Annotated in this window: 13 protein-coding genes; 2 read left to right on the top strand and 11 right to left on the bottom strand. The window is 60.4% G+C overall.

From position 1 onward, the window contains the following. The first annotated feature begins 98 nt into the window (after positions 1-98). Positions 99-1796, top strand: a complete 1698-nt coding sequence (locus QYQ99_RS14835; protein WP_302093184.1) for a phosphoethanolamine transferase — start codon at positions 99-101, stop codon at positions 1794-1796. A 98-nt stretch (positions 1797-1894) separates the two neighbouring features. Here QYQ99_RS14835 and QYQ99_RS14830 read toward each other — a convergent pair whose 3' ends face one another. From QYQ99_RS14830 to QYQ99_RS14810, 5 genes are read right to left on the bottom strand one after another with little or no spacing between them, the layout of a single operon-like run. Then, positions 1895-2665 carry an ABC transporter permease gene (locus QYQ99_RS14830; RefSeq protein ID WP_003068629.1) on the bottom strand — a complete coding sequence of 257 codons (771 nt, stop codon included), beginning with the start codon at positions 2663-2665 and terminating at the stop codon, positions 1895-1897. An 8-nt stretch (positions 2666-2673) separates the two neighbouring features. Beyond that, positions 2674-3522, bottom strand: a complete 849-nt coding sequence (locus tag QYQ99_RS14825) for an ABC transporter ATP-binding protein (protein WP_302088870.1) — start codon at positions 3520-3522, stop codon at positions 2674-2676. A gap of 57 nt (positions 3523-3579) precedes the next feature. Next, positions 3580-4608 carry an ABC transporter substrate-binding protein gene (locus QYQ99_RS14820; RefSeq protein ID WP_302088869.1) on the bottom strand — a complete coding sequence of 343 codons (1029 nt, stop codon included), beginning with the start codon at positions 4606-4608 and terminating at the stop codon, positions 3580-3582. Positions 4609-4661: 53 nt separating this feature from the next. Further along, the gene (locus QYQ99_RS14815; RefSeq protein ID WP_302088868.1) at positions 4662-5162 is read right to left on the bottom strand and encodes a nucleoside deaminase; all 501 of its coding nucleotides are present in this window, start codon (positions 5160-5162) and stop codon (positions 4662-4664) included. A 13-nt stretch (positions 5163-5175) separates the two neighbouring features. Next, on the bottom strand, positions 5176-6192 hold the full coding sequence (locus QYQ99_RS14810) for an ABC transporter substrate-binding protein (protein ID WP_302088867.1): 1017 nt from the start codon (positions 6190-6192) through the stop codon (positions 5176-5178). A 474-nt stretch (positions 6193-6666) separates the two neighbouring features. Here QYQ99_RS14810 and QYQ99_RS14805 point away from each other — a divergent pair, with 474 nt between their 5' ends. Further along, entirely contained in the window at positions 6667-7665 is a 999-nt protein-coding gene (locus QYQ99_RS14805; RefSeq protein WP_302088866.1) for an isopenicillin N synthase family dioxygenase, read from the top strand. Between the two features lie 192 nt (positions 7666-7857). On the opposite strand, the gene QYQ99_RS14800 is transcribed toward QYQ99_RS14805, so the two are convergent. The 6 genes from QYQ99_RS14800 to QYQ99_RS14775 form a co-directional block, all read right to left on the bottom strand. Next, positions 7858-8112, bottom strand: coding sequence for an acyl-CoA-binding protein (locus QYQ99_RS14800; RefSeq protein WP_003050754.1), 255 nt, complete (start codon positions 8110-8112; stop codon positions 7858-7860). A gap of 183 nt (positions 8113-8295) precedes the next feature. Next, positions 8296-9501: a porin gene (locus tag QYQ99_RS14795; RefSeq protein ID WP_302088865.1), complete on the bottom strand. Its 1206-nt coding sequence runs from the start codon at positions 9499-9501 to the stop codon at positions 8296-8298. A 250-nt stretch (positions 9502-9751) separates the two neighbouring features. Beyond that, on the bottom strand, positions 9752-10723 hold the full coding sequence (locus QYQ99_RS14790) for a quinone oxidoreductase family protein (protein WP_302088864.1): 972 nt from the start codon (positions 10721-10723) through the stop codon (positions 9752-9754). A gap of 106 nt (positions 10724-10829) precedes the next feature. Further along, entirely contained in the window at positions 10830-11798 is a 969-nt protein-coding gene (locus QYQ99_RS14785; protein ID WP_302088863.1) for a Bug family tripartite tricarboxylate transporter substrate binding protein, read from the bottom strand. A gap of 17 nt (positions 11799-11815) precedes the next feature. After that, on the bottom strand, positions 11816-12874 hold the full coding sequence (locus QYQ99_RS14780) for a 3-keto-5-aminohexanoate cleavage protein (RefSeq protein ID WP_302088862.1): 1059 nt from the start codon (positions 12872-12874) through the stop codon (positions 11816-11818). Positions 12875-13000: 126 nt separating this feature from the next. After that, positions 13001-13849: a TauD/TfdA dioxygenase family protein gene (locus tag QYQ99_RS14775; RefSeq protein WP_012840018.1), complete on the bottom strand. Its 849-nt coding sequence runs from the start codon at positions 13847-13849 to the stop codon at positions 13001-13003. Positions 13850-13901: the final 52 nt, after the last annotated feature.

Below are 13901 nucleotides of genomic sequence, written 5' to 3'. Positions count from 1 at the left end.
TTCAAATTGACATAAACAAATTTTTACAATGGTTAACCATGCAGGAGACTTCAGCGGTTTTTAAGAAAGTCCCGCCAGACTCCTCCGATACCTATTTTTTGCCGTCTACCGTGGCTACCCAAGACTCCGTTTCTGCCCCATTTTTAAAGGGGCTTTTTCAACCTCGCACGCCTCAGTTCATCGCTCTGGCCCTGGCCATCTGGCTGACACTGACGGCCAACTGGGCCCTGTGGCTGCGCCTGCCGTCCCTGGACGGCTATCACGGCAGCCTGGCCCTGCTTGCCCTGCGGGTTGTGCCGCTGGTGCTGGGTGCCAGCCTTCTGCTGACCTCTTTGTTTGCCTGGCCGCGCTTTACCAAGCCGTTCTGGGTTGCGCTGCTGCTGGTGGCGGCCAGTTCCCAGTACTTCATGGTCAGCTACGGCACCGTGATGGACAAGGGCATGGTTCACAACATCCTGCAGACCGATGCGCGCGAAAGCTCGGACTTGTTCAACATCAAGCTGCTGGCCGAGGTGTTGATCATCGCCATACTGCCAGCCATCTGGCTGTGGAAAACCCCGCTCAAACGCGCCAACAGCGTCTGGCGCAATATGCTGCGCACCGCCTTGCTGCTGCTGGGCGGCATCGCCCTGATAGCCGCATCGCTGGCCGTTTCGTACCGCGATCTGGCCCCCGTGGTGCGCAACAATCTTTGGCTGCGCTACATGATCAACCCCATCAACCCCGTGCTCTCGGCAGCTTCGGTGGCGCTGGACCCCATACTCAACAAACCCAGGCCCTTTGTCAGTATCACGGGTGGCGCAGCTCTGGGTGCAAGCTATGCCGCAGCCCAGAAACCACCGCTGCTGGTTCTGGTGGTTGGCGAGACGGCACGCTCAAAGAACTTCAGCCTCAACGGTTATGAACGCGATACCAACCCCGAGTTGGCCAAGCGTGATGTGCTGAGCTGGCGCAACGCCCACTCCTGCGGTACCAGCACCCGCGAATCGGTGCCCTGCATGTTCTCCAACCTGGGCCGTGAAGGCTTTTACGCCTCCAAGGTCGAGCACGACAACCTTCTCGACGTGCTGCAGGCTGCCGGACTGGCCGTGCTCTGGGTGGACAACCAGGCCGGCTGCAAAGGCGTGTGCAAGCGCATCCCCATGGCCGACACCGCCGACAGCGTGAACACGCCTGCTGGCAAGGCGTTGTGCACCCAGGATGGCGAATGCCTGGATGCTCTGCTGCTCAGCGGCCTGGACGAGCGCATCGCCAAGCTGGACCCCGCACGCCGCGCCAAGGGTCTGGTGCTGGTCATGCACCAGATGGGCAGTCATGGCCCCGAGTACTTCAAGCGCTCCACCCCAGACCTCAAGGCCTTCACGCCCGAGTGCGCCACCAATGCCCTGTCCAGCTGCTCGCAGCAAAGCGTGGTCAATGTCTACGACAACTCCATTCGCTATACCGACCATTTCCTGGCCCAGACCATAGACTGGCTCAAGACCCAGCAAAGCCAGTTCGAAACCGGCATGTTCTACATGTCCGACCACGGCGAGTCGCTGGGCGAGCTCGGTGTCTATCTGCACGGCATGCCCTATGCCATGGCACCCGATGATCAAAAGCATGTGCCCATGATTGCCTGGCTGGGAACCCTAGGTGCTCGCACCGGCTTGAATCAGGGCTGCCTGAGCAAGACACTGGATCAGCCGCTCTCGCATGACAACCTGTTCCATACGGTCATGGGTCTGATGGATGTCACCTCGCCGACCTACAAACAGCCGCTGGATGCATTTTCCAGCTGCCGCAAGGCCGGCTAGGCATTGACTGCAAAGCACAAAAAGGCCAGCCGGATCAATGATCCGGCTGGCCTTTTGCGTTTTCAGATGCGGCGTTGACAGCGCTCAGAAACAGTGCATCACTCGCCCTGAGAGCCGCGACGCGCCCAGCCCGTGGTGTGCTTTTCCAGCAAATTGAACAGCTCGTACATCACCATGGCCATGGCCCCGACCACGATCAGCCCCGCAAAAGCCAGACCCATCTGCATAGAAGATCCAGCGGAGACCAGCAGATAGCCGATACCCTCGTTGGCAGCCGTCATCTCGCTGACCGTGGTGCCGACGAAGGCCAGCGTGATCGCGACCTTGAGCGAGCCGTAGAAATACGGCAGGGAGCGCGGTAGGCCGACCTTGATCAGCACGTCCCAGCGCTTGGCCCCCAGCACGCGCAGCACATCCTCCAGTTCGGGCTCCAGCGTGGCCAGACCCGTGGCGATATTGACCATGATGGGGAAAAAGCTGATCAGAAAGGCCGTGAGAATTGCCGGGCCTGCGCCGATGCCGAACCAGACCACCAGAATCGGCACGAATGCTGCCTTGGGCAGGGCGTTGAACGCCGTCATCAGCGGGTAGAACGCCGCATAGGCAAGACGCGAGGAGCCGATCAGAAACCCCAGCAGCACGCCCACCACGATCGCCAGGGCAAAGCCTGCCATCGTCACCCAGTAGGTGCGCCAGGCATGCATGGCAATCGTGCCCGCGAACTCATAGAGCTGATGGCCTATGGCCCAGGGGCTGGGAAAGATGAATTCCGAAACGCCGAGACCTGAACAGATGATCTGCCAGAGCAGGACGATCAGCAGCAACAGCAGCCAGGGAGCCCAGCGCTCAGCGGTTTTTTGATGTTTCATGGTGCGCCTTATTGAGGAATGGCAGCAGTGGTGTCGGAGCCGCTTTTCCGCAGGGCGCCGATATGGCCGCGCAGCTCGTAGACGATGTCCGAGAACTCGGGTGTGTAGGTAACCTCCAGATCACGCGGGCGCGGCAGATCGATGTCGCGGCGCACCACGAAGCGGCCCGGACTTTTGCTCATCACATATACGGTATCGGCCAGGAACACGCTCTCGCGCAGATCATGGGTGACCAAGATCACATTGAACTTCTGCTCGGCCTGAAGGTCGCGCAAGATGCACCACAGCTCTTCTCGGGTGAAGGCATCGAGCGCGCCAAAGGGCTCGTCAAGAAGCAGCATCTGCGGCTCGTGAATCAGGGCGCGGCAGATGCTGGCGCGCTGCTGCATGCCGCCGGATAGCTGCCAGGGGAATTTGCGCTCATAACCGGCGAGTCCGACCTTGCCCAGCAGCTCAATGGCACGCGCCTCGTATTCCTTGCGCTTTTGCTTGAACTGCGAACGGTGCGGCTCCACGATCTCCAGCGGCAGCAGCACATTGTCCAGCGTGGTGCGCCAGGGCAGCAACGAGGAGGACTGGAAAGCCATGCCCGAGATCTTGAGCGGCCCTGTCACACGCTGGCCATCGACCGTGATGCGCCCCATGGACGGCATCTTCAGGCCCGTGGTGAGCTTCATGAAAGTGGACTTGCCACAGCCCGACGGACCGACGATGGCGATGAACTCGCCGCGCTGCACCGTGAGGTCGATGGCCTCCACCGCAAAGTGGTTGGCCTGCAGCAGCTCTTCGTTATAGGCCAGCCAGACGTCTTTGAATTCGACAAATGGCCGGACAGCTTCTGTATCTGATGACTTCATAAAAGCAGGCTGTAGCGTTTGTCACACAATCGCATCCAGCTATAAATCAATGGGCAATTACTTCTTGGGAAAAACGTCGAGATCCGCTACGGGCGGCAGGAGGCGGCCGTTCCAGAGCGTCTCGGGATTCACGCGTGTCTTGGTCGCATAGACATCCGAGATCTGGGAAGCCATCAGCGCCATGCGTGTGGGGCTGACCTGACCAAAGCCTTCGCCGCGCGCATCGGCGGTGTTGATCACCGTGTCGATCGCCAGCTGCAAACGGCGGCTTTCCAGAGCGGTGTTGACGATGCCGTCGCGCTCCTTCACATGGGCAATGGCAGCACCGGGGTTGGCCATGACTTCCTTGGCACCCTTGCTGAAGGCCTTGAGGAAGGCACGCACGGCTTCCGGGTTCTCACGCACCAGCTTGGCGCTGGCGATGATGGCGTTGCCATAGAGCTTGACGCCGTTGTCGGCAAACGGCATGACCGTCACATCGGCCGCCTTCACGCCACGCGCCTCCAGGTTCAGCAGCGAAGTAAAGGTAAAGCCCGTGATGGCATCGATATCGCCGCGCACCAGCATGGTCTCGCGCAGCGGCGGGTCCATGGTGGTCCATTGCACATCGCCAACCTTGTTGGCCTTGGCAAACAGCGGAAAGCCGCGTCGGCCTGCATCAAAGACCGGCGCTCCCAGCTTCTTGCCCGTCAGGTCCGCAGGCTTGGCGATGGCGCTCTTCTTGAGCGCCATGACCGAGGCCGGCGTGTTGTTGTAGACCATCATCACGGCCACGGGCTTGTCCTTGACTTCGGGATTGTTGGCATGAAACTCCATGAGCGCGGCCAGATCGGCAAAGCCCATGTCGTAGGAGCCCGACGCCACGCGCTGGATGGCGCCGCCGGAGCCGCTACCGGCGTCCACCGTCACATTCAGCCCTGCGGCCTGGAAGTAGCCCTTGGCGACAGGCTGCAGAAACAGCGCCGCAGGCCCTTCGAAACGCCAATCGAGCTGGAATTTGATGGGCGTGGCGGCAAAGGCAGCCGTGGCGCTGGCAAAGCTGCCCAGGGCCAGAACGGATTGCAGGAACAGGCGCTTGGTTTGCATGGTGGATTCCCTCTCTCTATGTCAACGAGTTGTGGTTGGATTCATGTCGGCGCTCAGACCTTCCAGGCGCCCTGGTGCGAGCTGCTGGCCTCTTCGATCAAGGCCGGCCCTATGCATTCGATGGCGTGCGAAGCGGCCTGAAACACATCGCGACAGGACAGCTCTGCATCCTTCTGGTCGAGCCGCTCGCCACGGAACACGCGCAGCCGCTCGGCATCGATGCCATAGACCACTCGGCCGATGGCGGACCAGAAGATCGCGCCGGCACACATGACGCAAGGCTCGGCAGACGAGTACAGCGTGGCGCCCGCCAGTTCATCGCGTGAATGCAAGGGACTGGCCAGGCGGATGGCGGACAGCTCGGCATGGGCCGTGCAATCACCGCTCTCGCCGTTGGCATTGCTGGCCTCGGCCAGAACGCGCCCGTCGGCAGCCACGATCAGTGCACCAAACGGCCGGTTGCCGCGCTCGCGCGCCGTATCCGCTAGCGCAATGGCTTCGCGCAAGTAGCGGCCATCGGTGTCATTCAAGGCATGGGCTTGAGGTAAGGACATGGGCCAACCCTCCTCAGGCCTTGAGCATGCGCGCCGACCTGGCGGGCAGCATGCTGCTGTTGAACAGCGCATCGGCAGATGGCGTGGTCTTGAGCGCAAAGGTCTGCACCACACTGTCCAGTTGCTGCTCCAGCAAACGCTTGCTGAAGTCGCCCAGTCCATGGCTTTTCGTGTCTGCTGCGGCCACGTACTGTGCGGTGATGGACCAGCGCTCCAGCTCCAGCTTCTCATCGAGAATCGGCTCGCGCCGGCGCACGGCGGCAATGCCTGCGGCCGGGTTGGCAAGACATTCCACAATCGCACGGTTGGTGGCGCGCAGGAAAGCGGCCACAACCTGCGGCTTCTCGGCGATCAGCTGGCTGGACGCCAGGATCGCATTGCCATACAGATGAACGCCTGCATCGCTGTAGCGCAGTATGGAAAGCTCCTCGGGCTTGAGGCGCGCAAACAGTGATACCGCCGAATCATGGAAATAGGTGGCGGCATCCACATCGCCACGCACTATGACGTTGTCGCGTGCCGAAAACTCCGTCGTGGACCAGGCAAACAGATCGGCGGGCAGATTCTTGCGCCGCGCAACCATGGGCCAGGCACGGCGCGTGGACTCCACTGCCGCTGCGGCCACCTTCTTACCCTTGAGACTGGCGAAATCCGAGGTGATGTCTCTGTCCTTGCGCCCGATGATCACAAAGGGCGCGCGGTTGTAGTACTGGTAGACGGCCTGCACGCGAGGTGTGCCGGCGTTCTGCGCATTGAACTCGATCAGCGAGCTGATATCGCCCAGTCCGAGCTGGTAGGCACCGCTGGCGATACGAGTAATCGAAGCCACCGAGCCCGACCCTACGTCCAGACTCACATCCAGCCCCTCATCGCGGTAGTAGCCGTTTTGCTGGGCCAGAAAGAACGGCGCCGTCTGGCCGTTGACGCGGAAATCCAGCGTGAATTTCAGTGGAGTCAGCGACTTGCCCTGGGCATGGACCCAGGGTGCACCGCAAAGAGGCAGAGCAGCAAGGAAATGGCGTCGTAGCATGGTGGAACTCTCAGGTCTCTGGCGACAGGAACGCCAGCAGCAGCCGCTGCTGACAGGACTTGAGCAATTTCCGGGCACTGCACGCGGATGCAGGCTGAACGCTTCTACTCGTTCAACCTTCTAGCAATTGGCGTGCCTGCTTTGGGTTGCCCCTTGCCTGGTATCAACAAAGTGCATGCAAAAGAGATGGATGCATGGATTCATGCACAGCAATGCACCAGATTGAAGCCATGCACCAAAACCAAGGGTGCCGGCGCCCTGCTCAATGGCTGGCACGCTGTTTGCTGCACTCAAATCAAGAGTAGAAGCGTTCAGCACGGCGCTCTGACCTTCCCCCGGTCAGCAGCTTCGCGGGTCATTGCTCTTGAAGTGGGTGCGGCAGCCGGCCGCGCCTGGTATCCACACTTCAGATGCCCGCAGCCCAAAGTCTCACTGGCAACGTCGGTGTCTGAAGTCATCGCAAGAGAAATTCTTATGCAGACTATGACCAGCCACTCTTACAGCCTTGGCGAACTGGACAAGGAAGCCCGCATGGGCGGGCAAGGCGCAGAAACCTCGGCGCGCGAAGTTCGCGTCATAGACATCAGCGACTTCGAGAAGCGCAAGCAGGAGATTGCCGAGCAGATCTGGAGCGCTTCGATGGAAATCGGCTTCTTCCAGGTTTCCGGCCACGATATTGCCCAGGCCGATATCGACGCCGCGTTCGGCAGGGCCGAACAGCTATTTGGCTTGCCGCCCGAAACCAAGGCGCAATGGCCGCTATCGCGCAATGCAGGCTGGGAGCACAAGGCGCAGATTCGCCCTTCCACGCGCACCCCCGACCAGAAAGAGTCCTATCAGGTCACACGCCCGCGCATGCAGGGCCTGTGGCCCAGCGAGCAGGAGCTGCCCGGCTTCAAGCAGGCCACGCTGGCCTTTGAGCATCAATGCTGGCAGGTAGGCATGCAGTTGCTGTCCTGCTTCGCCTACAAGCTGGGCTTTGATGAGGAGTTCTTCATCCGCGCACATGACCCCGCCGTGCCCAGCTACCAGAGCACCCTGCGCATGCTGCATTACTTTGCCGTGGACCCGGCACTCAAGGACGAAATCGGCCTGTGGCGCGCAGGCGCACATACGGACTTCGACTGCCTGACGCTGTTGTTCCAGCGCGCTGGCCAGGGCGGGCTGCAGGTGCTGCCCGGCAAGGAGGCCGAGGCCCAGCAATGGACACCCGTGAAGCCCGTGGATGGTGTCATCACCTGCAATATCGGCGACATGCTGATGCGCTGGAGCGACGATCAACTGCCCAGCAACTTCCACCGCGTGCGCAACCCGCAGCCCCATGAGTACCAGGGAGCCCGCTACAGCCTGGCCTTCTTCTGCCAGGCCAATGAGGACACGGTGATCGAAGGGCCGGCCAAAAAATATCCGCCCATCACAGGGGCGGAATATTTGCGTCAGCGCATCAGCGCCAATTTCTCGAACAAGTACTGACCCCCTGAGCAGCCCTGCCGCGTCCCCCTAGGGGGACGACACCTTCGGGGCGGGGTAGCGCTTCCTCGGTGCCCCTGGCTTCGGGGTGCGCCAGTTTCCAGCCCCCGTCTTTGGCGCAGTGTGATGTGGTCTGAATTGAAACGACAAGGCTCCGGGTCCCGGAGCCTTGTCGACAATCAGGGCTGGCGCAGATCAGCGCAGCGACTCGATGAGATCGATGTACTGCTGCTTGGCCTCATCCGGCGTCGTGCCTTCCAGCTTGGCCCACGCATCCCACTTGGCACGGGCCACCATGTCGGTGAAGCTGGGCTTCTTGGCTTCGTTGTCACCCTCGGTCGCTTGCTTGTACAAGGCATAGATCTTAAGCAAGGTGGCGTTGTCGGGACGCTCGCCGAGCGAGGTGGAATTCTTGACGGTCTCTTCAAACCGGGCGTTCAGATCAGACATGAAAGGTCTCCTGGGCTTTAGTAATCGAGGCCAGTGTAGCCAAAAATCCGCCAAATTAGAACGACCGTTCTTTTTATTTCGCAAAGTACTGCGACGTCGGCAAGCAAGCAGCCCTTTGCGGCACGCGCGCCCTCTGATCCGCCTCTTCGTGATTCGCCTTGCGGCAGCAGCAACGGACGGCCTTCAGAACATCATGCGCAGACCCGCATCAAAGCCCAATGCGCTGCGCGGCTGCATGCCGGGGCTGTTGCTGTAGGCCGGCTGCGGCATGATGACCGGGCTGCTGACGGCCAGCGGCGTCACACCCATCACCGCAGGATTGTTATGTCCATTACTCGCGCTGATACGTGACACCGTGGTGTAGAGCGCCGTACGTTTGGAGAGGTTATGCACATAACCCAAGGCCAGCTTGTTCACCGATGCGTCGCCAGTTCCCTGCCCATTTTTGAATTGCACCCTGGCCACCGACGCCCTGAGCTGATGCAGTCCGACAGGGATTTGCACACCAGCCAAAAGCCCGTCATAGCGGTCTGTGGCCCGCACATCGCTGCGCGCATTGCGCACCTGCGACCACTCGCCCAACACGCGGACCGGACCGAAGTTGTACGAACCTCCCAGGTTCAGGGACTTGATAGTTTCCTTGCGGCCATTGAAAGTTCCCAGCATGCTTTCGCCATAGCCCAGCGCAATATCGGTGGGGCCGCTGGCCCAGCCTATGCGGCCTCCCGCATAGCTGCCGCGCCTGGCATCATTTTCCGGGAAGGCATACATCAGCTGACCATAAAGTCCGTCCGGCCCTGTCGGAAGGTGGTAGCCGATGGAATTGTTCGCGCGCAGATAATTGTCCGTGCCTGCCGACAAACCGTTTCCCAGCAAGCGTTCGGGCAGCGTGCCGCTGGTCTGCATGCTCAGTGCACGGTTGATGGCCAGGTTGCTGCTGACCACCGCCAGCAAATTGACGCCCACGCCGTTGACTGAATAGGGATCAAAAGCCCAGTCATTCAGAAACGACGGCGTGTGATCGCGCCCAAGGCGCAGCTCGCCCCAGCTGCCCGCCAGGCTGACGGTGGAGCGTCGCCCAAAGTTCAGCGCGCCGCCGCCCGTGTCGTTGCTCACAGGCGCTTCCAGCCACATATTGGCAGACATTCCAGCCCCCAGATCTTCAACGGCACGAACACCCAGACGGCTGGCCAGATTACCCGATGGTGACAGCGCCCAGATACCTTGGCTGGCCGTGCGACCGGAGCCATCCCAGGAATTGCTGCGTACCATGTAGCGGCTGACGCCTGCATCCATGACACCAAACAGCGTCACAGATGACTGAGCGCTGGCCAGACTGCTGGCGAACAAGGCAAAAAGACTCCAGATGTAGCGTGAAATACGTGGCATTTCATGTCTCCTTTTCGTTATGAATTCGCGGTCTTGATCCGCGAAATCACTCTAGAAAAGGAAGGCTGCAGCTCTTGTGCAGTTGATGCCATTCATTGCTTATTTGGTGCCATGTTCCCAAGGTGAAATCCCTAGGAATGTCGCCCCGTCACATAGCCAATGTCAGACAGAAAAAAGCCGGCGCCTTGGAAAAGGTGCCGGCACAGATCTTCGCAATGGCTTTACGCGCCCGACATTTGCACCCAGCAGCTCATGGCACGAGTACCGTGGCCCCCACGGTCTTGCGCGCTTCCAATGCACGATGGGCTTGTGCCGCATCGGCCAATGCGAACTCCTGCTGCGGCTCGCTCACAATGCGCCCTGCCAGCACGTGCTCGAAAAGCTCTGCAGCCATCTCCAGCATATGTGGGCGAGGCTGGATGTAATGCATCATGGCCGGCCGGGTCATCCAGATCGAACCCTTGGCGGCCAGCAGCGACGAGTCCACCACCACGGAGCCGGAAGAGGTTCCGTTGCTGACCAGCGAGCCACGCGGCTGCAGGCAATCGAGCGAGTCCATCAGTGTGTCCTTGCCTACCGAGTCATAGACCACGGGAACGCCCTTGCCTGCCGTGATTTCCTTCACTCGCTCGACGATGTTTTCGCGCGAAGTCACGATGGTGTGTGTGCACCCGTTCGCCCTGGCCAGTTCGGCCTTCTCATCCGTGCTGACCGTACCAATCATGTTGACCCCCATGGCGCGGGCCCACTGACAGGCAAGCAGGCCTACGCCTCCGGCAGCTGCGTGGTAGAGAATGGTTTCACCGCCCTGCAGCGGATAAACCTGACGAAACAGATACTGAGCCGTCATGCCCTTCATCATGAGCGTGGCTGCAGTACGGTCTGAAATTCCGTCGGGCAGCGGAATCAGCACTTCTGCAGGCATCACACGTGCCTGTGCATAAGCGCCTTGCGGACCGATCAGATAGCCAACGCGGTCACCTACCCGAACATCCGTCACACCCGTTCCGACGGCCTCGACCACACCGACGGCATCCGAGCCGAGCCCGTTGGGCAAGGCCAGCGGATAACGCCCGGAGCGGAAGTACACATCGATGAAGTTGAGCGCGATATAGCTATGCCGCACACGCGCCTGGCCTGGGCCAGGGTATCCCACGGCAACGTTTTCCAGTCGCAGAACTTCTGGACCGCCAGTCTCGTAAAAGCGAATGGCCTGAGTCATGAAATGCTCCTGTCTCTATTGTTCACAGCAAGGTGCAGCAAGCGCTGCAAAGCAAAAGTCCGAGCATCTCAGTCGCAGACATGCCCGGGCCGATTGACGAGCCGACTCAGTTCAGCTTGATGCCGAAACTCTTGACGATCTCACCGTTGCGCTGGTATTCGGCCTGCAGATCGGTAGACAGCTGCTCCAGAGTGCGCTCCTGGCGAATCGGCTCAAAGCCTGTGGCCACATAACGTGCCTGCACCGCCTGGCTGGCGTTGACCTTTTGCAGCGAGGCATTGATCTTCTCCAGCAACGGCTGTGGCGTCCTTGCCGAAGCAAACACACCCGCCCAGTTGCTGAAATCAAGCTCCGGATAACCGAGCTCGCCCATCGTCGGCACATTGGGAAAATCGGGCAGGCGGTTCTTGTAAGCAACGGCCAGCAGCTTGACCTTGCCACTTGGAACCAGCGGTTTGGTAGTCACGGAGCCGTCGAACATCAGCGGAACCTGATTGCCCATGATCTGTGCCAGTGCCGGTGCAGAGCCTGGAAACGGCACATGTTGCATATCCAGGCCGGCCTTCTGATTCAGGATCACTCCGGCGTACTGCGATGCCGTCCCCTGACTGTAGGAGGCAAAAGACAGCTGACCCGGATGGGCTTTCACATAGACAATAGCCTCCTTGGCATCCTTGGCCGGAAACTGAGGCGAAGCAATGAAGACCATGACGGAGCGTGCCATCTGCGAGACGGGTCTGACATCCTTCATGGCATCAAAGCCCCCCTTGAGCACATGCGGAACCTCGGTCAGGATATTGGTCACCGTCACCAGCAGGGTATTGCCGTCCGAGGGCTGGGACAGCATGTATTTCACTGCCATTGCTCCGCCGGCACCGGGGCGGTTTTCCACAATCACAGGCTGTTTGAGCTCATGCGCCAGCTGATCGCTGATGATGCGAGCAAACACATCGATCGTGCCGCCGGGCGGGGCAGGAACAATGAGCTTGACAGGCTTGTCGGTAAAAGCGAAGGCGCTGCCAGTTGGCAAAGCTGCAGCCAGCGCAATGGACAGCAGGACTGGAATGCGTTGCATCGTGCGCTCCTTTGGACTCAGGCGACTTTGCGCAGAAAACCCTGCTGAGCACCGTTACGATTCGGAGCAAAGCCGTTCCTTGCCAGGCTCTCCTCCACCGTGTCGTAGAACACGCCGATCTGGCAGATCTCGCGCGCCTGGGCAGGAGTGGCGATGGGGCGGCTGCATTCCTTGGCAATACGCACCAGTTGCGCGATCTGCTCCACCGTGCCCATTTTTCGGGTTCGGGTCTGATTCCACAGGTTGTCTTCGGTGCCGCAGCGCACATGCAGACCCATGGCAATGCCCATGAGATTGATGGGCAGCACATTCAGCACCGAGGCCTCCACCGTGAGCACCGCGCCGTCTGGCACGGCGCGCACGAAATTGGCCAGGCTGTAGACGCTGGGCTGGTCCATGCCGCCGCCGATGGCCACCCAGTTCAGCACCAGCGGACCTTTGTAGATGCCGCGGCGCATCAGCCGCTCAACCGACTCGAAGCTGTTGATGTTGTAGCACTGGAAAGCACTCTGAATGCCGGCCGCACTCAGGCGGCGTATATGCTCTTCGGCCCAGCCCGGCTGTGCGGGAACGGTCATTTCCTTGTAGGCATTGAACACCGCAGGGTCCTCCATCGAAGTGCCCTGGATATCCCGCGCATCGAACTGCTCCAGAATATTCATCTGCGAGGTATTGATGGTCACCGTCACCTGATCGGGCTTGGGGTCCAGCTCGGCCAACATGTGGCGGGTATCGTCAGACAGCCATTTGGCGGCCGCGCCATCGGTTTCGGGGGCAAAGCTGATTGACCCACCCACCTGGATGATCATGTCCGGGACGCGGGCACGCACGCCGGCAATCAGCTCGTTGAACTTGGAAAGCCGCTTGCTGCCGCGACCGTCGAGCTCACGTACATGCAGGTGCAGCACCTGGGCACCGGCGTTGTAGCAGTCCACGGCTTTTTGAATCTGCTCCTCCATCGTGACGGGAATTTCGCCAGGGAAGTCCTCCGGCAGCCACGAAGGCGCATAAGGAGCTGCAGTGATGATGAGAGGCTGCTGATTTTCGGCAACCAGGTGACCGTCGAGAAAATTCATGATGGTGTCTCCGTTGTTATATGAAAGCCATTCCCGCACTTTGATCCTCGCGTACAGCCGTGCTTGTATCGCACGGCACGTGCAGGGCCAGTTTCTGCGCCTTGCCACGGGCGTCTCTTCCGATGCTCAAAAAGTCGGTGTGCCAATGATTCCGGCACGCTCCATCTTTCGATGGCTGGGCGGGTAATCCATCACCGCGTAATGCTGTGTCGCGCGGTTGTCCCAGATGGCGATGCTGCCGGGCTCCCAGCGCCAGCGGACCTGGTACTCGGGGATCGCGGCCTGGCTGATCAAGAACTGCAGCAGACTGGATGAGCCCTGGGTGAAGTCCTGGCCCACACGCACATTGGCGGGCGTGTGGAAGTTCGTGAAATGAGTGGTGAAGCCGCTGACAAACAGCACTTTTTCACCGGTTTCCGGGTGTGTTCGTACCACCGGATGCTCCGCATCGGGAAACTGCGCCTTGAGGGCCAGACGCTTTTGCGCAGGCATGGCAGCGCCAAAGGTGCACTCAATGCTGTGGCGTGCCCGCAGCGGGGCTATCACGTCCTTGATATGAGACGGAAGCATCTCATAGGCCAGCGCCATGTTGGCCCACATGGTGTCGCCGCCAACCGGCGGACACTCGACGCAGCGCAGCACGCAGCCCATGGGCGGTACCTCGCGCCAGGTCGCATCGCAATGCCAGGAGTTTTCATACCGGTCCAGCGGCTTGTCCGGCGTCTTGTAGATCTGCACCAGGCCGGGATGCTCGGGGTCGCTGCCGACCACCGGGTGGTCCTCCAGCTCGCCAAAGCGCCGGGCAAAGCCAACATGCTCGGCACGACTGATACTCTGGCGACGCAAGAACAGCACCTTGTGCTTGAGCAAGGCCGTCTTGATCTCGGCGAAAAGCCCATCATCGCGCAGCGCATCCGCCAGTTGCACATCGACCAACTCCGCGCCTATGGCACAGGTCAGAGGGTTTATCTGCATACCTGTCTCCTACCTTTTTTGAACCCGGGCTTGTTGCAGGTCTCTGCCGCCC

It is taken from the genome of Comamonas testosteroni, from assembly GCF_030505195.1.
Taxonomy (GTDB): Bacteria; Pseudomonadota; Gammaproteobacteria; order Burkholderiales; family Burkholderiaceae_C; genus Comamonas; species Comamonas testosteroni_G.
This window is presented reverse-complemented; position numbering and strand designations above follow the sequence as displayed.

Coding starts and splice junctions, on each gene's coding strand:
- QYQ99_RS14830 (WP_003068629.1), bottom strand. CDS start 2,665: ATGAAACATCAAAAAACCGCTGAGCGCTGGGCTCCCTGGCTGCTGTTG.
- QYQ99_RS14825 (WP_302088870.1), bottom strand. CDS start 3,522: ATGAAGTCATCAGATACAGAAGCTGTCCGGCCATTTGTCGAATTCAAA.
- QYQ99_RS14820 (WP_302088869.1), bottom strand. CDS start 4,608: ATGCAAACCAAGCGCCTGTTCCTGCAATCCGTTCTGGCCCTGGGCAGC.
- QYQ99_RS14815 (WP_302088868.1), bottom strand. CDS start 5,162: ATGTCCTTACCTCAAGCCCATGCCTTGAATGACACCGATGGCCGCTAC.
- QYQ99_RS14810 (WP_302088867.1), bottom strand. CDS start 6,192: ATGCTACGACGCCATTTCCTTGCTGCTCTGCCTCTTTGCGGTGCACCC.
- QYQ99_RS14805 (WP_302088866.1), top strand. CDS start 6,667: ATGCAGACTATGACCAGCCACTCTTACAGCCTTGGCGAACTGGACAAG.
- QYQ99_RS14800 (WP_003050754.1), bottom strand. CDS start 8,112: ATGTCTGATCTGAACGCCCGGTTTGAAGAGACCGTCAAGAATTCCACC.
- QYQ99_RS14795 (WP_302088865.1), bottom strand. CDS start 9,501: ATGCCACGTATTTCACGCTACATCTGGAGTCTTTTTGCCTTGTTCGCC.
- QYQ99_RS14790 (WP_302088864.1), bottom strand. CDS start 10,723: ATGACTCAGGCCATTCGCTTTTACGAGACTGGCGGTCCAGAAGTTCTG.
- QYQ99_RS14785 (WP_302088863.1), bottom strand. CDS start 11,798: ATGCAACGCATTCCAGTCCTGCTGTCCATTGCGCTGGCTGCAGCTTTG.
- QYQ99_RS14780 (WP_302088862.1), bottom strand. CDS start 12,874: ATGAATTTTCTCGACGGTCACCTGGTTGCCGAAAATCAGCAGCCTCTC.
- QYQ99_RS14775 (WP_012840018.1), bottom strand. CDS start 13,849: ATGCAGATAAACCCTCTGACCTGTGCCATAGGCGCGGAGTTGGTCGAT.